16 protein-coding genes and 1 riboswitch are annotated in these 17,834 nt (G+C 72.1%); of the genes, 7 read left to right on the top strand and 9 right to left on the bottom strand.

Features of this window, described 5'->3' with window-relative positions:
* Positions 1 to 44 precede the first annotated feature (44 nt).
* The 4 genes from ACTHAM_RS12440 (at position 45) to ACTHAM_RS12455 (ending at position 5,762) form a co-directional block, all read left to right on the top strand.
* Positions 45 to 1,352: an MFS transporter gene (locus ACTHAM_RS12440; protein ID WP_440687884.1), complete on the top strand. Its 1,308-nt coding sequence runs from the start codon at positions 45 to 47 to the stop codon at positions 1,350 to 1,352.
* A gap of 132 nt (positions 1,353 to 1,484) precedes the next feature.
* Positions 1,485 to 2,990 carry a purine-cytosine permease family protein gene (locus ACTHAM_RS12445; protein WP_440687886.1) on the top strand — a complete coding sequence of 502 codons (1,506 nt, stop codon included), beginning with the start codon at positions 1,485 to 1,487 and terminating at the stop codon, positions 2,988 to 2,990.
* Positions 2,987 to 3,718: a cysteine hydrolase family protein gene (locus ACTHAM_RS12450; RefSeq protein WP_440687888.1), complete on the top strand. Its 732-nt coding sequence runs from the start codon at positions 2,987 to 2,989 to the stop codon at positions 3,716 to 3,718. The genes ACTHAM_RS12445 and ACTHAM_RS12450 overlap by 4 nt, the downstream gene beginning before the upstream one ends.
* Positions 3,699 to 5,762, top strand: a complete 2,064-nt coding sequence (locus ACTHAM_RS12455; RefSeq protein WP_440687890.1) for a PfkB family carbohydrate kinase — start codon at positions 3,699 to 3,701, stop codon at positions 5,760 to 5,762. The genes ACTHAM_RS12450 and ACTHAM_RS12455 overlap by 20 nt, the downstream gene beginning before the upstream one ends.
* A gap of 5 nt (positions 5,763 to 5,767) precedes the next feature.
* Here ACTHAM_RS12455 and ACTHAM_RS12460 read toward each other — a convergent pair whose 3' ends face one another.
* Positions 5,768 to 6,580, bottom strand: coding sequence for an exodeoxyribonuclease III (locus ACTHAM_RS12460; RefSeq protein ID WP_440687892.1), 813 nt, complete (start codon positions 6,578 to 6,580; stop codon positions 5,768 to 5,770).
* A gap of 69 nt (positions 6,581 to 6,649) precedes the next feature.
* Here ACTHAM_RS12460 and ACTHAM_RS12465 point away from each other — a divergent pair, with 69 nt between their 5' ends.
* The gene (locus ACTHAM_RS12465; RefSeq protein ID WP_440687894.1) at positions 6,650 to 7,009 is read left to right on the top strand and encodes a hypothetical protein; all 360 of its coding nucleotides are present in this window, start codon (positions 6,650 to 6,652) and stop codon (positions 7,007 to 7,009) included.
* On the opposite strand, the gene ACTHAM_RS12470 is transcribed toward ACTHAM_RS12465, so the two are convergent.
* Positions 6,994 to 7,473 (bottom strand): VOC family protein, encoded by a 480-nt coding sequence (locus ACTHAM_RS12470; protein WP_440687896.1) that lies wholly within the window; start codon positions 7,471 to 7,473, stop codon positions 6,994 to 6,996. The two genes, ACTHAM_RS12465 and ACTHAM_RS12470, sit on opposite strands and share 16 nt — an antisense overlap.
* Before the next feature lie 137 nt (positions 7,474 to 7,610).
* Between ACTHAM_RS12470 and ACTHAM_RS12475 the strand changes: the two genes are divergently transcribed.
* Positions 7,611 to 8,816, top strand: a complete 1,206-nt coding sequence (locus ACTHAM_RS12475; RefSeq protein WP_440687898.1) for a hypothetical protein — start codon at positions 7,611 to 7,613, stop codon at positions 8,814 to 8,816.
* A gap of 103 nt (positions 8,817 to 8,919) precedes the next feature.
* Here the strand turns inward: ACTHAM_RS12475 and ACTHAM_RS12480 are convergent, their stop codons facing one another.
* From ACTHAM_RS12480 to ACTHAM_RS12490, 3 genes are all read right to left on the bottom strand, one after another.
* A complete protein-coding gene (locus tag ACTHAM_RS12480) occupies positions 8,920 to 9,801 on the bottom strand; it encodes a bifunctional methylenetetrahydrofolate dehydrogenase/methenyltetrahydrofolate cyclohydrolase (RefSeq protein WP_440687900.1) in 882 nt (293 codons plus the stop codon).
* 14 nt (positions 9,802 to 9,815) lie between these two features.
* Positions 9,816 to 11,105 carry a serine hydroxymethyltransferase gene (glyA, locus tag ACTHAM_RS12485; protein ID WP_440687902.1) on the bottom strand — a complete coding sequence of 430 codons (1,290 nt, stop codon included), beginning with the start codon at positions 11,103 to 11,105 and terminating at the stop codon, positions 9,816 to 9,818.
* Between the two features lie 74 nt (positions 11,106 to 11,179).
* A riboswitch (ZMP/ZTP riboswitch) is annotated at positions 11,180 to 11,268 on the bottom strand.
* 46 nt (positions 11,269 to 11,314) lie between these two features.
* Positions 11,315 to 11,803, bottom strand: a complete 489-nt coding sequence (locus ACTHAM_RS12490) for a GNAT family N-acetyltransferase (protein WP_440687904.1) — start codon at positions 11,801 to 11,803, stop codon at positions 11,315 to 11,317.
* A 48-nt stretch (positions 11,804 to 11,851) separates the two neighbouring features.
* Here ACTHAM_RS12490 and purU point away from each other — a divergent pair, with 48 nt between their 5' ends.
* Positions 11,852 to 12,715, top strand: a complete 864-nt coding sequence (gene purU, locus ACTHAM_RS12495) for a formyltetrahydrofolate deformylase (RefSeq protein ID WP_440687906.1) — start codon at positions 11,852 to 11,854, stop codon at positions 12,713 to 12,715.
* A 66-nt stretch (positions 12,716 to 12,781) separates the two neighbouring features.
* Here purU and ACTHAM_RS12500 read toward each other — a convergent pair whose 3' ends face one another.
* From ACTHAM_RS12500 to mmsA, 4 genes are all read right to left on the bottom strand, one after another.
* Complete coding sequence (locus ACTHAM_RS12500) at positions 12,782 to 13,558, bottom strand: ATP-binding cassette domain-containing protein (protein ID WP_440687908.1); 777 nt, start codon at positions 13,556 to 13,558, stop codon at positions 12,782 to 12,784.
* Positions 13,559 to 13,671: 113 nt separating this feature from the next.
* Positions 13,672 to 14,880: an ROK family transcriptional regulator gene (locus ACTHAM_RS12505; protein WP_440688036.1), complete on the bottom strand. Its 1,209-nt coding sequence runs from the start codon at positions 14,878 to 14,880 to the stop codon at positions 13,672 to 13,674.
* 163 nt (positions 14,881 to 15,043) lie between these two features.
* On the bottom strand, positions 15,044 to 16,225 hold the full coding sequence (gene mmsB, locus ACTHAM_RS12510) for a multiple monosaccharide ABC transporter permease (protein WP_440687910.1): 1,182 nt from the start codon (positions 16,223 to 16,225) through the stop codon (positions 15,044 to 15,046).
* Positions 16,222 to 17,760: a multiple monosaccharide ABC transporter ATP-binding protein gene (gene mmsA / locus ACTHAM_RS12515; protein ID WP_440687912.1), complete on the bottom strand. Its 1,539-nt coding sequence runs from the start codon at positions 17,758 to 17,760 to the stop codon at positions 16,222 to 16,224. Before mmsA ends, mmsB begins: the two co-directional genes overlap by 4 nt.
* Between the last annotated feature and the right edge of the window lie 74 nt (positions 17,761 to 17,834).

The following is a 17,834-nucleotide window of genomic DNA, read 5'->3' on the forward strand; positions in this document are numbered from 1 at the left end:
CACACTGATTGACATTTCTCAATCGGTGGCGTGATGCTGCCCGCATGACCTCCCCCGCCCCGACGGCCACCCGCCGCTCGCTCGTCCACCACGCCGACTTCCGGCGCCTGTGGGCCGGCGACGCACTCGGCCAGCTCGGGGCGCAGCTGAGCACGCTGGCGCTGCCCGTCCTTGCCGTGCAGCAGCTGGCCGCCACCGCCTGGCAGATGGGCGTCCTCAACGCCGCCGAGAGCGCCGCATTCCTGGTCATCGGCCTGCCCGCGGGCGCGTGGGTCGACCGCATGCGCAAGCGCCACGTCCTGGTCACGGCCGACCTGGTCCGGGCCGCCGTGCTCGCCGTCGTCGTCGCCGCTTCGCTCACCGGTCACGCATCGATGCCGCTGCTGTACGGCGCGGGCCTCGCGATCAGCGTCGCGACGGTGTTCTTCGACGTCGCCCACCAGTCGTACGTGCCCGGCCTGGTCGGGCTCGAGCACGTGGTCGAGGGGAACTCCAAGCTCCAGGCCACCCAGTCGGTGGCCATGGTCGCCGCCCCGGCACTCGGCGGTTGGCTGCTGCGCCTCGTCTCGGCCGCGTCGCTCGTGGGGGTCACGGTCGTCACCTCCGTCGTGTCAGCCGTCGCCGTCAGCCGCATCCGCCAGCAGGAGGACCGGCCCGACCCTGCCGCGCGGCGGCCCCTGCGCACCGAGATCGCCGAGGGACTGCGGTTCGTCGTGCACCAGCCGCTGCTGCGCCGCGTGGTCGCGTGCACCGGCACGTCCAACCTGTTCGGTTCCGTCGGCGCAGCCGTCATGGTGATCTTCGTGCTGCGCACCATCGGTCTGGACGAGTCGGCCTACGGCCTGGTGCTCTCGGCCTCGGCGATCGGGGGGCTGATCGGGGCCGTCGCCGCCGACCGGCTCGCCCGGCTCGTCGGCGAGGGTCGCATCATCCCCCTCTCCGCCGCGCTCATGGCCCCCGCCTTCGCGCTCGTCCCGCTGGCGCTCGTACTGCCCGTGCCACCGCAGGTCGTCCTCGTCGCCAGCGGGATCCTGTTCTCCTTCGTCGTCGTCGTCTACAACGTCGCGCAGGTCAGCTACCGCCAACGACTGTGCCCGCCCGCGCTGCTCGGGCGCATGAACGCCTCGGTCCGGTTCCTGGTCTGGGGCACCATGCCGATCGGCGGCCTGCTCGGCGGTTGGCTCGGCACCGTGCTCGGCCCGGTGCCCACACTCTGGGTGGCGACCGTCGGCACCGCGCTCGCGGCACTGCCCGTGCTGCTGTCCCCCCTCGTGCACCTGCGCGAGCTCCCCACGCCCACGCCCGACCCCATCGACGACTCCCCAGCCGACGTGGCCGAGCCCCGTCCCTGATCCCGTCGTGATCCGTTGACCTGCGCACACGCCACGCCTAGGGTCGCAAGCACGGGAGAGGACGGGCGGCAGGGGGCGACCTTCCGGCGCGCGGCCGACCGGCGCGTGCACGCATCGTGTTCGGGAGGGCCCATGACCGCACCCGTAGCTGGTCCGACGGCCGTCGAGCCTGTCGGCCTGCGAGTCGAGACGCACGGCATCGACGTCATCGGTGACGCGGAGCGCAAGGGTGTGCCCCGTCAGCTCTTCTGGCCGTGGTTCGCGGCCAACGTGTCGGTGCTCGGCATCAGCTACGGCGCGTGGGTGCTGGGCTTCGGCATCTCGTTCGCGCAGGCCACCGTCGTGGTGGTGGTGGGTGTCGTCTTCTCGTTCCTGCTGTGCGGCATCGTCGCGCTGGCCGGCAAGCGCGGGTCCGCGCCGACCATGACCCTGTCGCGGGCGGCGCTCGGGGTGCGTGGCAACCGGGCGGCGTCGGTGCTCTCGTGGCTGCTCACCGTCGGCTGGGAGACCGTGCTCACCGCGCTGGCGACCCTGGCCACCGCGACGGTGCTCGGTGAGCTCGGCTGGGGCGGCGGGACCACCACCAAGCTCGTCGCCCTGGTGGTCGTCGCGGCGCTGATCATCGCCGGGGGTGTCGTCGGGTTCGACCTGATCATGCGGATGCAGACGGTGATCACGGTCGTCACCGGGGTCCTCACGGTCGGGTACATCCTGCTGACCCTCGACCACATCGACCTGGACGCGGTGACGGCCCAGCCTGCCGGTGCCACCCCGGCGTTCCTGGGCGCCCTGGTGTTCACCATGACCGGCTTCGGGCTCGGCTGGGTCAACATGGCCGCCGACTACTCGCGCTACCTGCCCCGGCACACCTCGAGCGCCGGCGTGGTCGGCTGGACGACGTTCGGCGCCTCGGTGGCGCCGCTCGTGCTGGTCGTGTTCGGCCTGCTGCTGGCCGGTTCCGACCCGGACCTGTCAGCCGCCATCTCCGCCGACCCGATCGGTGCGCTCACCACGATCCTGCCGACCTGGTTCCTCGTCCCGTTCGCGATCGTGGCCGTGCTCGGGCTCGTCGGGGGCGCGGTGCTCGACATCTACTCCTCGGGGCTCGCCCTGGTCTCCACCGGCCTGCCGGTCACCCGACCGGTCGCGGCGGGCATCGACGGCCTGATCATGGCGCTGGGCACGGTCTACATCGTGTTCATCTCCGACGACGCGTTCTTCTTCACGTTCCAGGGCTTCCTCATCACCCTCGGCGTCCCGATCGCCGCGTGGGCGGGCATCATGATCGCCGACATCGCCCTGCGTCGCGCCGACTACGACGAGGGCGACCTGTTCCGCCCGCAGGGCCGCTACGGCGACGTGCCGGTCGTGCCGCTGGCCATCCTGGTGCTCGCCACGGCCATCGGCTGGGGGCTGGTGACCAACACGTACGCAGGGTGGTTGCAGTGGCAGGGGTACCTGCTCGACGCGGTGGGCCTGGGCGGGCGTGAGGGCGAGTGGGCGTACGCCAACCTGGGGGTGCTGGTCGCACTGGTGCTCGCGTTCGTCGCCACGTTGGTGCTGCGCCGCGGTGCGGTACGGCACCAGGAGTCCCTGCCTGCCTCGCACGTCGAGGTCGTCGTCACGGACCTGCCGTGAGCGCGCCGGACGCGGGCCTGGGCACCGCACCGGTCGTCCCGGAGCCCTCCCCCGTGTCCCTGCGCACGGTGCTGGCCGTGATCGACATGCAGAACGTGTTCGGCGACCCCGCCAGCCCGTGGTGCGCACCCCGGTTCGACGAGGTGGTCGAACCCGTGCACCGCCTGGCGCAGGCGTTCGCGGACCGGGCAGTCTTCACCCGGTTCATCTCCCCCGCGACGCCGATCGGGGCGTGGCGCGCCTACTACGAGGACTGGCCGTTCGCCCTGCAGCCGCCCGCGGCGCCGCTGTGGGACGTCGTCCCCGCGCTCGCCGCGGACGCGGCTGCCGTGGTCGGCACCGATGGGGACGGCGGCACGCTCGACGCCCCGACGTTCAGCAAGTGGGGCCCTGAGCTGGCCCGGCTCGTGGGCCCCGCAGGGCGACTGGTACTGGCCGGGGTGAGCACCGACTGCTGCGTGCTGTCGACCGCCCTGGCGGCCGCCGATGCCGGCGTCGAGGTCGTGGTCGTCGCCGACGCGTGCACGGGCATCGACGACGAGTCGCACACCAAGGCCCTCGACGTGATGCGCCTGTACGCCCCGCTGGTCACCGTGGCGACCGTCGTGGACGTCCTCACGCTCGCGCAGTCCGAGCGCGAGGCGCAGGCCGCGCGCGAGGCGCAGGTCGCCCGCGCTGCGGCGTCGGCACCGGCGACCGACGGTCACGGTGACCACCACGGACGCTGAGGACCGTGCGCTCGGCGCCCTGACCGGCCTCGCGGTGGGCGACGCCCTCGGCATGCCCACCCAGCTGCTCGACCGCGCCACGATCGTCGCGCGGTACGGCCTCGTGCTCACCGGGTTCGCCTCCGGGCCCGAGGACCACCCCATCGCCGCCCGCATGCCGGCGGGCTCCGTCACCGACGACACCGAGCAGGCCCTCGTGCTGGCCCGCGTGCTGCTCGACGGAGACGGCCACGTCGACCCGGGCGAGCTGGCCCGCCGCCTGGTCGCGTGGGAGGAGGACATGCGGGCCCGCGGCTCGCTCGACCTGCTGGGGCCCTCCACGCGACGCGCCCTGACCGACCTGCTGGCCGGGGTGCCGGTCGAGCTGACGGGACGCTCCGGTGACACCAACGGCGCGGCCATGCGGATCACCCCCGTGGGCATCGCGACACCGCCCGACGTCGACGCGCTCGTGGCGGCGGTGGTCGAGGCGAACCTCGTCACGCATCACACCTCGCTGGCCCACGCCGGCGCGGGGGCGGTGGCCGCGGCCGTCAGCGCGGGCATCGACGGGGCGGACGCCGCCGGCACCCTGGAGCTGGCGCTGGCCACAGCCCGCGCTGCGGCAAGGCACGGGCGGTGGGTGGCGGGTGCCGACGTCGCGACCCGGATCGCCTGGGCGACGTCGCTGGTGCGCGGGCGCGCGGACACCGACGTCCTCGAGCTCGTCGGCACGCTCGTGGGGACGAGCCTGGCCACGCAGGAGTCCGTGCCTGCGGCGTTCGCGCTGGTCGCGTCCCGGCCGGACGACCCGTGGGCAGCCGTGCGGCTCGCTGCCTCCGTCGGGGGCGACTGCGACACGATCGCCGCCATGGCCGGCGCGATGGTCGGCGCCCGGTACGGGGTCGAGGCGTTCCCGGAGCCGGTGCGCGCCCGCCTCGAGGAGGTCAACCACCTGCGGCTCGGCGCCCTCGTGCCGGGCCTGCTCGCCCTCCGGTCACGCCCCCGCGCTGCTCGGAGGGCGGAGCGCCCCGGACCAGGTGCCGCCGGGGGCGCAGTGCCGCGGACGACCCCGGCGACACCGCCCGACGGTGCGCGCGTGCTGCTCGTCGGGCAGGCCGTGGTGGACCTCGTGCTCACCGTGCCGCACCTGCCCGAGCACGGCGGCGACGTGCTCGCCGGGCCTGCGACGCCGACACCGGGCGGCGGGGTGAACACGCTGCTCGCTGCCGCCCGGCAGGGCGCACGGGTCACGTACGCCGGGATGCACGGCACCGGCCCGCACGGCGACCTGGTGCGCGCGGCCCTGCGGCGCGAGGGCGTCGAGCTCGCCCAGCCCGCGTCGGTGGCCTCGGACACCGGCACCGTCGTCGTGCTGGTGGACGCCGGCGGTGAGCGCACCTTCGTCACCAGCCCGGGCGCCGAGTCCGGACTCGCACCCGCCGACCTCGCCCCTGTGCACGCCGGGCCGGACGACGTCGTGTGCGTCTCCGGCTACGCGCTGGCGCACACCGCGAACCGTGCCGCGCTGCTGGCCTGGCTGCCCACACTGCCCGGGACGACCACCGTGCTGCTCGATCCCGGCCCGCTCGTGGGTGTGCTGCCGCCCGCCGCGCTCGCTGCGGTGCTGTCCCGTGCCGACTGGTGCAGCGCCAACGAGCAGGAGGCGGCCACGATGACGGGCTGCGACGACCCGCACTCTGCGCTCCAGGCTCTCGCGGCCCGGACACGGCCACCGGGGTCGTCCGCCGGGGCGCGTCCGGGTGGCGTCGTGGTCCGGCTCGGCGCCCAGGGCTGCCTGCTGCGCACGGCCGACGGCCAGGTCGTCGCGGTGCCGGCACCACCCGTCGAGGTCGTCGACCTCACCGGTGCGGGCGACGCGCACACCGGCGTGCTCGCCGCGTCACTGGCCGCCGGCCTGCCGCCGCTGGTCGCCGTGCAGCGCGCCACGGTCGCCGCCTCGCTGGCCGTCACCCGCCCCGGACCGGCCACCTGCCCCACCGCGGCGCAGATCGACGCGACGCTCGCCGAGCACCCGCCCGTACCCCCGGTGCCCGGCGGCTGAACCCGTCACAGGTCGTACTCGACCACCAGCGGTGCGTGGTCGGAGAACCGGGCGTCGTACGTCGCGGCACGGTCCACCGTGGCCGACACGGCCGCCTCGGCCAGGTCACCGGTGGCCAGCTGGTAGTCGATGCGCCAGCCCGAGTCGTTGTCGAACGCCTGCCCGCGCCAGGACCACCAGGTGTACGGCCCGGGCCCCTCACCGCCCAGCTCACGGCCCAGGTCGTGCCACCCCAGGTCGTCGAGCCAGCGGTCCAGGTAGGCGCGCTCCTGCGGCAGGAACCCCGCCGCCTTGAGGTTGCCCTTCCAGTTCTTGATGTCCACCTCGCGGTGCGCGATGTTCACGTCGCCCGCGACGACCGCGTACCCGCCGGCCTGCTCGATCTCCCCCAGCCGTGCGGTCACCCGGTCCAGGAACGCGTACTTCTCGTCCATGGACGGCGTGCCCGCGGTGCCGGAGTGCACGTACGTGGACACCACGGTCAGCGTGCGGGCCGGGGCCCCGTCGTGCGCGGGCAGCTCCAGGTCCGCCTCGACCCAGCGCCCCTGCTCCCCCGTGACGCCCGCGCCCAGCCCGATGCGGACCGCGCGCATCGGCAGCCGGGAGGCGATGGCCACCCCGGCACGGCCCTTGGCGTCCCCCGCCTCGTGCGCGAGGTCCCACGTGTCGGGTGAGAGGTGGTCGGCCAGGATCTCGTCGTCCGCACGGACCTCCTGCAGCAGCAGGACGTCGGGCCGACGCGTGTCGATCCACTCCTGCATGCCCCGGCGGAAGGCGGCGCGGATGCCGTTGACGTTGACGGTCGCGATGGTCAGCACAGCGCACATCCAACCGCACGCCGCCGACACCCAGCCGCCGGCCGCGGCGCGCCTGGCCGGTCCGACGCCGTGGCGCTGGCACGGTACCTCCACCGGCAGTGGACGCCGGACGACGCCGACGAGGAGGGCACGATGACCGACGCCGAGGGCGCCCAGGACGAGTTCGCCGTGGCCGCAGGTGATCTGGACCAGAGGCACATCGGGCTGCCGTTCGGCATGAGCCGCGGGTCCACCACCATCTACGGCACGCTGGCCGGGGTGCGTCTGCAGCCCGAGGAGGTCGTCCTGTGGATCGACGGCGTCCCCGGGGCGGACGCCACTCTGCGACTCTCCCCCGACGACACCCTCTACTTCTCCCGGAGCACGTGGACGGGCCGGGTGCAGGCGTTGCTCGCAGAGATCGCCCGCGGGTCTCACCTGCCGTCGTAGGCCGCCTGCAGCGCCGCGATGTCGAGCTTGGTCATCGGCATCATCGCGGCCATCGCCCGAGCACTGCCCTCGGGATCCGCCCCGAACAGGAGCCGGTCGAGCGCGACCGGCACGACCTGCCAGGAGACCCCGAACCGGTCCCTCAGCCAGCCGCACCGTGACGGCTCTCCCCCACCCGCCAGCAGGGCGTCCCAGTAGCGGTCGACCTCGGCCTGGTCCTGGCAGTCGACGACGAACGAGAACGCCTCGTCGAGCCGGAACGTCGGGCCGCCGTTCATCAGGGTGACCGGTTGCCCGTCGAGGACCGCCTCGACCACGAACGCCTGACCCGCCGGCACGCCCGGCACCCCGGCGGGCGCCCGCACGACCTTCGTGACCTCGGAGCGGGGCAGGACCGAGACGTAGAGCTCGGCCGCCTGCTCGGCCTGGTCGTCGAACCACAGGTGGGGATGCACGATGCCCATCGGGACTCCTCTGGAGCGCAGGGAGACGGCATGGCTACCCTCGCCGACGCACCGCGTGCGCGCACCTCGAAGCGGGCGAGCGCACCGCCGCACCCGTGACTGGCCTCGGACAGTGCCCGGTCGCCATGCTGTGCTCCGTGATCCGACTGCTGCTCGCCGCGTCCGTCGGCGCCCTGGCCGCCTCCGTCGTCCTCGCGCTGCTGGGGTTCGACCAGGTGCCGACCGAGACGGCCATCGCCGTCACCGGCAGCGCCACGTCGCTGTTCTTCGCCCTCGTCGTCGTGGCGAGCGCCGTGGCGCCCTCGGTGCAGACCTCGCGGGCCCTGCGGGACCTCGAGGCCGCCGAGAGGGAGGACCGCCTCGCGCTCGCCCAGGTGCTGTCGGTGCGGGAGACCGGGACGGAGATCAACGACCGGCCGCTGTGCGAGCTGCGGCTGCTGGTCGCCCCGCGCACCCGCGCGGCCTACACGACCACCGCACGCTCCGTGATCGGGGTTCTCGACGCGGCACGGGTCGTCCCCGGCTCCGTGCAGGTCGTGGTCCGTGCCGATGCGGCACGGCCGGAGGTGGTGCTCGTCCCGGACCCGCCGGCCGGCTGGGCGCACCAGGCCGCGACCGACACCCGCGTCCGGGCGATGACGTCCGCCCCCGAGTGGGTCGAGCCCCTGCCGTCAGGACGCACCCGCACCGGCCTGATCCGCATCCCTGCGGTGCTGTTCCTGGTGGCGGCGCTGCTCGGAGCCGGTGCACGTGCCTGGCCGGAGCGCGCCGCGCTGCAGGCGTGGGCCGGGGGTGTGCCGCGGGCCGAGCTCGTCGGCGAACGGGCGTCCGCGCAGTACCTGACGGTGTTCGAGCCCGGCGCCGCGCGCACCGTGGCCGACGACGTGGTCACCGCGGCGGGCGTCTCGCAGCTCACGTCGCTGTCGTTCTTCGGCGCGTCCGCCGCGGCCGAGGCGCTCACGTCGCCCGGGGCGACCACCACCGACAGCTACTGGTGGGCCGACGGGGTGGCCGAGCGGCAGGGCCCGACACTGATCCAGCCGACGGCCGAGGAGCTTCCCGCCGAGCTGTTCGACGTCTCCACGCTGGACCTGACGCCGGTCCAGCTGCTGGTCGAGCAGGCCGCCGGGCTGACGGGCATCGACATGTCCACCGCCGACGTGATGGTGCTGGTGCGCCGGGCGACGAACGCGGCCGTGACGACACCCACGGAGTTCGCACTGTCCGTCGACGGCGAGTACCAGGACGCGTGGATCACGGCCGATGCGACGGGTGCCGTGGTGGCGATGGACGATGGGGCACCGGGCTCGCCCGCCGCCCTGGCCACGCCGACGGACGGTTGAGCGACCTGGTGGGACGAGAACCGGGCGGGCCGGGATGACGTGAGCCCCGCCCCGGCGCGCAAGGCGACCTGGGCGGGGCTCGTCATCCGTGGGGTGCGCGCCCTCAGGCGAGCAGCCGCTCGGCCATCTCCACGACGTTCTGCAGCAGCATCGCCCTGGTCATCGGGCCGACCCCGCCGGGGTTGGGCGACACCCAGGCCGCGACGTCCCGCACACCCGGGTCGACGTCGCCGACCACGCGCGACCGCCCTGTCTCGGGGTCCTCCAGCCGCGAGACACCGACGTCCACGACGACCGCGCCGGGCTTGACGATGTCGGAGGTGATGACCGAGGGCACCCCGGCGGCGGCGATGATCACGTCCGCGTTGCGGGTGTGCTCGGCGAGGTCCTCGGTGCCGGTGTGCGTGAGGGTGACGGTCGCGTTGACCTCGCGCCGCGTGAGCAGCAGCCCGATCGACCGGCCCACCGTGACACCGCGGCCCACCACGACGACGTCTGCGCCGTGCAGGTCGATCCCGTGCCGGGTGAGCAGCTCGACGATGCCCCGCGGCGTGCAGGGCAGCGGGGTGTCGATCGGCTCGTTGACGCGCAGCACGAGCCGACCCAGGTTCGTCGGGTGCAGCCCGTCGGCGTCCTTGGCCGGGTCGATCAGCTCGAGCACCCGGTGCGTGTCGATGCCCTTGGGCAACGGCAGCTGCACGATGAACCCGGTGCACTGCGGGTCGTCGTTCAGCCGGCGGACGGCCTCCTCGATCTGCTCCTGCGTGGCGTCGGCCGGCAGGTCCTCGCGGATCGAGGCGATACCCACCTCGGCGCAGTCCTTGTGCTTGCCGGCCACGTACCACTGCGAACCGGGGTCCTCCCCGACGAGCAGCGTGCCAAGTCCCGGCCGGACGCCACGCGCGGCGAGCGCGGCGACCCGGTCGGTGAGCTCGGACTTGATGGCGGCGGCGGTGGCCTTGCCGTCCAGGACCTGGGCGGTCATCGTCACTCCCCCGCTCAGTACTGCTGCAGACCCTGGTACAGCGGGAACCCGTCGGTCAGCTTGACCACCCGTGCCCGCAGCGCCTCGACGTCCGTGGCCGCACCCTGCGTGAGGGCGGTGGCGATGATGTCGGCGACCTCGGTGAACTCCGCGTCGCCGAAACCACGCGTGGCCAGAGCGGGCGTGCCGATGCGCAAGCCGGAGGTGACGCGCGGGGGGCGCGGGTCGAACGGCACCGCGTTGCGGTTCACCGTGATGCCCACGGCGTGCAGCAGGTCCTCGGCCTGCTGGCCGTCCAGGTCGGAGTGCCGCAGGTCGACGAGCACCAGGTGCACGTCGGTGCCGCCGGTGAGCACCGAGACGCCGGCCTTGGCGACCTCGGGGGCCGTCAACCGCTCGGCGATGATCCGCGCGCCGTCGAGCGTCCGCTGCTGGCGGTCCTTGAACTCCTCGGTACCGGCGATCTTGAACGCGACGGCCTTGGCGGCGATCACGTGCATGAGCGGGCCGCCCTGCTGACCCGGGAACACCGCGGAGTCGATCTTCTTGGCGAACTCCTCCTTGGACAGGATGAAGCCCGAACGGGGACCGCCGATGGTCTTGTGCACCGTGGAGGACACGACGTCGGCGTGCGGCACCGGCGAGGGGTGCAGCCCGGCGGCGACCAGGCCGGCGAAGTGCGCCATGTCGACCCACAGCTTGGCGCCGACCTCGTCGGCGATCTCGCGGAACGCGGCGAAGTCGATCTCGCGCGGGTACGCCGACCAGCCGCCGATGATGACGTCGGGGCGGTGCTCGAGCGCGGCCTTGCGCACGGCCTCCGGCTCGATCAGGAACGTGTCGGGGTTCACGCCGTACGCGGCGACGTCGTAGAGCTTGCCGGAGAAGTTGATCTTCATGCCGTGCGTGAGGTGGCCGCCGTGCGCCAGCTCCAGGCCGAGGATCTTGCTGCCGGCGTTGATCAGGGCGTGCAGCACCGCGGCATTGGCGGTGGCGCCCGAGTGCGGCTGGACGTTGGCGTGCTCGGCGCCGAACAGCGCCTTGGCCCGCTCGATCGCGATGGTCTCGGCGACGTCGACCTGCTCGCAGCCGCCGTAGTAACGACGGCCCGGGTAGCCCTCGGCGTACTTGTTCGTCAGCACCGAGCCCTGCGCCTGCAGGACGGCGCGGGGCACGAAGTTCTCGGACGCGATCATCTCGAGCGTGCCCTGCTGGCGGGCGAGCTCACCGTCGAGGACGGCGGCGATCTCCGGGTCGAGCACGGAGATGTTCTGGTCGAGCAGGGGGATCTGGTCGGCGCTCATCGGCACTCCCTGTAGCAGTCAGCGTGCGGGGCGACGGCACACGTGCACCGGCACCTCACACTCGGTGTGTGGCGACCGGGGGCCCAGGCGTCCGACCCGTGGTCCTGCTGCTGCGTCGCTCCCCGGTGGTGACCCACCCGATGCGCCAGTCGCGACCGGGTCAGCCTAGCAACCCGACAGGCCCGCCGCGGGACCCGTCCGGCGGGCGGTCAGGCCGCGTCGCCACCCAGCAGCTTGCGCAGGTAGGCGTACGTGAGGTCGCCCGCGGTCTTGTCGTGCTGGTGCTCGTAGCCGTGCTTGGTGTACATCGCCAGGTTCTGCAGCGAGTCACGCCCGGTGAACACCCAGACCTCCTCGATGCCGTCCGGCAGGTAGGGCACGATCGCGCTGAGCAGCTCGGTGCCGAACCCCTGCCCCTGCAGGTCGGGCGCCACCGCGAACCGGCCCAACGTGGCCTTCGGCCCCTCGACGAGCACCCGGATGGAGCCCACGAGCCGCGAGCCCATCCACCCGCCGAGCGTGATGACCCCCGGGGCGTCCAGGTCGGCCTTCAGCTCCGCGAAGGTCTGCGTCAGCGGGGGGATGTGCGGGTCGTCGTACTGCTGGGCCTCCGTGACGAACGCCGCGCGGCGCAGCGTGAACAGCTCCCCGGCGTCCTCAACGGTGACCGGGCGGATCTCGAGTGCAGGCGCCGTCATACGGCCATCGTCTCAGCCGTTCGCGTGCGAGCACTACTCTCGGGACTCGTGTCCCACACCTCGGATTCCCCGGCCCACTGGGTGCTGACGCTGTCCTGCCCGGACCGTCCCGGCATCGTGCACGCCGTCGCCGGCCTGCTGGCCGAGCACGGGGGCAACATCACCGAGTCGCAGCAGTTCGGGGACCCGGACTCGGGGTTGTTCTTCATGCGGGTCCAGGTCACCAGCACCGCCACGCGCGCCGAGCTGGTGAGCGCCGTCGAGGCCCTCGCCCCGCGGTTCGACCTGCGCTGGCACCTGGACGTCGTCGGGCGGCCCGTGCGCACGCTCGTCATGGTCTCCACCGCGGCGCACTGCCTCAACGACCTGGCCTTCCGTCAGCGGTCCGAGGGACTGCCCATCGACCTGGTCGCGGCCGTCTCCAACCACACGGTGCTCGAGCCGATGGCCGAGTTCTACGGCGTGCCGTTCCACCACGTGCCGGTCACCAAGGACACCAAGGCCCAGGCCGAGGCCCAGCTGCTCGCCCTGGTCGACGAGCTCGACGTCGAGCTGGTGGTCCTGGCCCGCTACATGCAGATCCTGTCCGACGACCTGTGCCGCCGGCTCGAGGGCAAGGTCATCAACATCCACCACTCGTTCCTGCCCTCGTTCAAGGGCGCCCGTCCCTACGCGCAGGCGCACGCCCGCGGCGTCAAGCTCATCGGGGCGACCGCGCACTACGTGACCGGTGACCTCGACGAGGGGCCGATCATCGAGCAGGACGTCGAGCGGGTGGACCACACGCGCACCGTCGAGGACCTCGTGGCCCTCGGTCAGGACGTGGAGCGCCGGGCGCTGGCCCGGGCCGTGCGCTGGCACGCCGAGCACCGCGTGCTGCTCGACGGCCGCCGCACCATCGTCTTCCGCTGACAGCGGGCCCCTGCCCCCACGGCACCACATCCCACCGGGCCACGCCGCCCCGAGGAGCCCGCGGGCTCAGGACGACAGCGGCAGCCGCACGTCCTGGGTCGCCGCCTGCGTGGTGGCGCCGGTGATCGCCCCGAGGATCTCCTCGTAGCTGGCCGTCGCGGCGTCGAACGACCCGTTGTTGCGACCGTGCCGCAGCACCTCGATGCGGTCGGACACCGCGCGCACGTCGTTCATGTTGTGGCTGATGAGGATCACGCCCAGGCCCAGGTCGCGCAGCCGCTCGATGTGCGTGAGCACCTCGGCCGTCTGCGACACCGACAAGGACGCGGTGGGCTCGTCGAGCACCACCAGGCGCGGGCTGCCGATGAGGGTGCGGGCGATCGCCACCGACTGACGCTGGCCGGCCGAGAGCGTGTTGAGCGGGGTCCGCACCGACGGGATGCGGCTGGTCAGGTCGTGCAGGATCCGGCGTGCGGTCTGCTCCATGCGTCCGTCGTTCAGCAACCCGCTCTGCGTCAGCTCACGGCCCAGGAACAGGTTCGCCGTCACGTCGAGGTTGTCGCACAGCGCCAGGTCCTGGAACACGGTGGCGATCCGCAGCGCGTGCGCAGCCGACGGGGAGGCGATGGTGACGGGCTCGCCGTCGATCTCGACGAGCCCCGAGTCCGGCGTCAGCACACCCGAGACGATCTTCGCCAGCGTCGACTTGCCCGCCGCGTTGTCGCCCACCAGCGCGACGACCTCGTGCGCGTGCACCTCGAAGTCGACCCCGACCAGGGCCTCGACGGCGTTGAACCGCTTGCTGATCTGCCGCAACGCCAGCAGCGGTACCCGTGCGTCCACCGTGTTCACCTGCTCCCCATCGCGCAGTCGACTCCCATCATGATCCCCCGCCGGGCCGATGACCCGTGCGGCACCCGCCGTGACCCCGTCGTCCCGGCCGGCGTCGCCCACGCTCACCCCGTCGCACCCGAGGCGATCGCCGACTCGTCGGAGGCGTCCCCCTGCTCGTCGCGGGTCACGTCGACGTCCGTGGACTGCAGCACCAGGCCGAGTGCACCCATCACCTCGGCCGCCGAGCCGAGCTCGGCCGGGACCACCTCCAGCGGGGCGATCTGGTTCAGCAGCACGCGACGGCGGATGGCCTCGCGCATGGGCGCCAGCAGCACCTCGCCCGTCTCGGCCAGCTCACCGCCGACCACGATGCACTGCGGGTTGACCGCCATCGCCAGCCCGGACACGACCGCGCCGATCGACGCGCCCGCGTCCTGGATCACCTGCGCACAGCCCGGGTCGCCCGCGTTGGCCCGCTGCACCACGTCGCGCAGCGTCAGGTTGCCGTGGCTGGCCCGCAGCGGCTCGACGAGCGCACGCGCACCGACGACCGTGTCCAGGCAGCCGCGGCTGCCGCACCGGCAGATGTCGCCCTGCGGGTCGACGGGCACGTGCCCGATCTCGCCTGCGGTGCCGGCGAACCCCCGGTGCACGTTGCCGTTGATGACGATGCCGGCCCCCGTACCGTAGGACGCGCGCACGTAGACGCTGTCGCGGTACTCGCGCGCCGCCCCGACCGCGCTCTCGGCGAGCGCCCCCAGGTTGGCGTCGTTGTCGACGTAGACCGGCCGGGCCAGCCGCTTGGCCATGACGTGTGCGATGTGCACCTCGTCCCAGCCGCGCATGAGACCCCGCACGGAGAGCATGCCGGTGCCCTCGTCCACGGGCGCCGGGACCCCGATGCCGATGCCGACGACCTCGTCGATCGAGGAGCCGACCCGTTCGAGCAGCTCGAGGACCAGCAGCGCCGCACGGTCCAGCGTCGTGTCGGAGCGGTGGTCGGTCGGCAGCGGCAGCGTCTGGTCGGCGACGACCTCGTGCGTGAAGTCGCCCAGCACGACCCGCAGGTGCCGGTGCCCGACCTGGATGCCGACCGCCAGCCCGACCCGCCGCGCGAGCGTGACCAGCTGGGCGCGGCGGCCGCTGCGGGTCGTCACCTGGATGTCGACGAACCCGCCGCCGAGCAGCTCCTTGACGATGGTGGACACCGTCGCGGCCGACAGACCGGTCGCGGCAGCCAGCTCCACCTGGGTCAGGCCGCCGTGCCGTTTGATCGTCTCGACGATCAGCGCGCGGTTGGCCTCGCGCAGCGAGGACTGCGAGCCCGACATGGACACCCGTCCTCTCACGGCCGCGAGCCTACCGGCGCCGCCAGGCACCGACGGACACACCCCTGCCCGGGGCGTGGTCGGGGCGTCGTCACCCCGGATGTGCAGAACCCCGGGCCGGGAGGAGCGGGAGTTCCCGCCCGGTCCGACCCGGGGTCCTGGTGGTTCAGCGTGCGGCGCCCGCGCGGCGCTTGTTGTAGATGTCGAAGGCGACGGCCAGCAGGAGGACGAGGCCCTTGACGATCTGCTGCACGGACTGGTCGACACCCATGAGCGACATGCCGTTCGACATGACGGCCATGATCAGACCACCGACCATGGCGCCGGTCACGCGGCCGACACCACCGGTGGTCGACGCGCCACCGATGAAGCAGGCGGCGATGGCGTCGAGCTCGAACATGTTGCCCGCGGCCGGCTGCGCACCGTTGGAGCGCGAGGAGTACACGATGCCGGCGATGGCGGACAACAGACCCATGTTCACGAAGATCCAGAAGTTGACCTTCTTGACCTTCACACCCGACAGCTGCGCGGCCGAGAGGTTGCCACCGATGGCGTACACGTGGCGACCGAACACGGTCTTCGTGGTCACGATCGTGTAGGTCATGATCAGCACGCCGAGGATGATCAGCACGATCGGCAGGCCGCGGCTGTTGGCGAGCTGCCACGCGAAGGCCATGACCACGGCGGCCACGAGGACGATGCGGAGCACGAACAGCGGGAACGACTCGACGGACTGCTGGTAGCGCTGGCGGCCCTGGCGGGTGCGCAGCTGGCTGTAGGCGTAGGCCGCGACCGCGATGCCGAACACGACGAGCGTGAACACGTCGTAGCCGTTGCCACCGAGGAAGCCGTTGAGGAACCCACCGGCGATCTTCTGGTAGCCGGCCGGGAACGGCGACAGCGAGATGTTGTTCAGCACCTGCAGCGTCAGACCGCGGAACAGGAGCATGCCGGCCAGCGTCACGATGAACGCGGGGATCCCGACGAACGCCACCCAGAAGCCCTGCCACGCACCGACGACCAGACCGACGGCGAGGGCGGCGAGCACACCGGCCCACCACGGCCCACCCCGCTGGATCACGACGATCGCCGAGATCGCGCCGGTCAGGGCCACGACGGACCCGACCGAGAGGTCGATGTGCCCGGCGATGATGACGATCACCATGCCCGTGGCGAGGATCAGGATGTAGGAGTACTGCAGGACGATGTTCGTGAGGTTGTCCGGCGAGAGCAGCATGCCGTCCGTGAGGACCGCGAACAGGCCGATGATGGCCACGAACGCGATGTAGATCCCACTCTGGCGCAGGTTCCTCGTGAAGATGTCCTTCAGTGCTGCGACAGCAGTCATCGGACCTGGTCCCTTTCCTTCGTCATGAGCTGCATCAGGTTCTCCTGTGTAGCCTCCGCGCGCGGGAGCTGGCCGGTGATGCGGCCGAACGCGAGCGTGTAGATGCGGTCGCAGATGCCGAGCAGCTCGGGCAGCTCGGACGAGATCACGAGCACCCCCTTGCCGGCGTCAGCGAGCCTGTTGATGATCGTGTAGATCTCGTACTTGGCACCGACATCGATGCCGCGAGTCGGCTCGTCGAGGATGAGCACCTCGGGATCGGTGTAGATCCACTTGCTCAGCACGACCTTCTGCTGGTTGCCGCCGGAGAGCTTGCCCGTGAGCGCCATCACCGTGGGGCTCTTGATGTTCATGCTCTGCCGGTACTCCTCGGCGACCTTGATCTCCTCGTTGCCGTTGACGAATCCGCCGGTGGAGATCTTGCCGAGGCTGGCTGCCGAGATGTTCGTGCGGATGTCCTCGATGAGGTTGAGGCCGTACCGCTTGCGGTCCTCGCTCACGTAGGCGATGCCGTGGCCGATCGCCTCGGACACGGTCCTGGTGCTGACCTCCTTGCCGTGCACGTAGACCTTGCCGGTGGCGTGGCTGCCGTAGGTGCGGCCGAACACGCTCATGGCCAGCTCGGTGCGACCGGCACCCATGAGGCCGGCGATGCCGACGATCTCGCCCGCGTTGACCGTGATGCTGGCGTTCTCCACGACGATGCGCTCGGGCTGCGTCGGGTGATGGACGGTCCACTCCTCGATCCGCAGGAGCTCGCTGCCGACCTTCGACTCGTGCGGCGGGTACCGGTGCTCGAGGTCGCGGCCGACCATGCCCTTGATGATCCGCTCCTGCGTGACGTTGTCGCGCTTCATGTCGAGCGTCTCGATGGACATGCCGTCACGGATGATCGTGGTGGAGTCGGCGATCTCGGCGATCTCGTTGAGCTTGTGGGAGATCATGATCGAGGTGATGCCCTGACCCTGCAGGTGACGCAGGAGGTCGAGCAGGTGCTCGGAGTCGGAGTCGTTGAGCGCCGCGGTGGGCTCGTCCAGGATCAGCAGCTTGACCTGCTTGGAGAGCGCCTTGGCGATCTCGATGAGCTGCTGCTTGCCGACGCCGAGCTGCATGACGGGGGTGACCGGCAGCTCGTCCAGCCCCACGCGGGCCAGCAGCGCAGCCGCCTCCGCGTTGGCCTTGTTCCAGTCGATCAGGCCGTGGTTGACCCGCTCGTTGCCGAGGAAGATGTTCTCCGCGACCGACAGGTACGGGACCAGGGCGAGCTCCTGGTGGATGATGACGATGCCCTTGGCCTCGGAGTCGTTGATCGACCCGAACTGGACCTCCTCCCCGTCGAAGAGGATCTTCCCGTCGTAGGTGCCGTGCGGGTACACACCCGAGAGCACCTTCATCAGGGTCGACTTGCCGGCGCCGTTCTCCCCGCAGATCGCGTGGATCTCGCCACGTGCGACCGAGAGGGAGACGTCCTGCAGGGCCTTCACGCCGGGAAAGGTCTTGGTGATGGACTGCATCTCGAGAATGGGGCTCGCCATGCGACCTCAACCGTCCTTCGTTGTCATGGACATCGACGATGTCCGGCACGCCCGGGGGGACCGGCCGGCGTCGG

The sequence above is a fragment of the Cellulomonas soli genome (genome assembly GCF_052036975.1).
GTDB classification, from domain to species: Bacteria; Actinomycetota; Actinomycetes; order Actinomycetales; family Cellulomonadaceae; genus Cellulomonas; species Cellulomonas soli_A.

What these genes read in the sequence shown, in the direction of transcription:
- ACTHAM_RS12440 (WP_440687884.1), top strand. Translation starts at nt 45, where the DNA reads ATGACCTCCCCCGCCCCGACGGCCACCCGCCGCTCGCTCGTCCACCAC.
- ACTHAM_RS12445 (WP_440687886.1), top strand. Translation starts at nt 1,485, where the DNA reads ATGACCGCACCCGTAGCTGGTCCGACGGCCGTCGAGCCTGTCGGCCTG.
- ACTHAM_RS12470 (WP_440687896.1), bottom strand. Translation starts at nt 7,473, where the DNA reads ATGGGCATCGTGCATCCCCACCTGTGGTTCGACGACCAGGCCGAGCAG.
- ACTHAM_RS12480 (WP_440687900.1), bottom strand. Translation starts at nt 9,801, where the DNA reads ATGACCGCCCAGGTCCTGGACGGCAAGGCCACCGCCGCCGCCATCAAG.
- glyA (WP_440687902.1), bottom strand. Translation starts at nt 11,105, where the DNA reads ATGAGCGCCGACCAGATCCCCCTGCTCGACCAGAACATCTCCGTGCTC.
- ACTHAM_RS12490 (WP_440687904.1), bottom strand. Translation starts at nt 11,803, where the DNA reads ATGACGGCGCCTGCACTCGAGATCCGCCCGGTCACCGTTGAGGACGCC.
- ACTHAM_RS12505 (WP_440688036.1), bottom strand. Translation starts at nt 14,880, where the DNA reads ATGTCGGGCTCGCAGTCCTCGCTGCGCGAGGCCAACCGCGCGCTGATC.
- mmsB (WP_440687910.1), bottom strand. Translation starts at nt 16,225, where the DNA reads ATGACTGCTGTCGCAGCACTGAAGGACATCTTCACGAGGAACCTGCGC.
- mmsA (WP_440687912.1), bottom strand. Translation starts at nt 17,760, where the DNA reads ATGGCGAGCCCCATTCTCGAGATGCAGTCCATCACCAAGACCTTTCCC.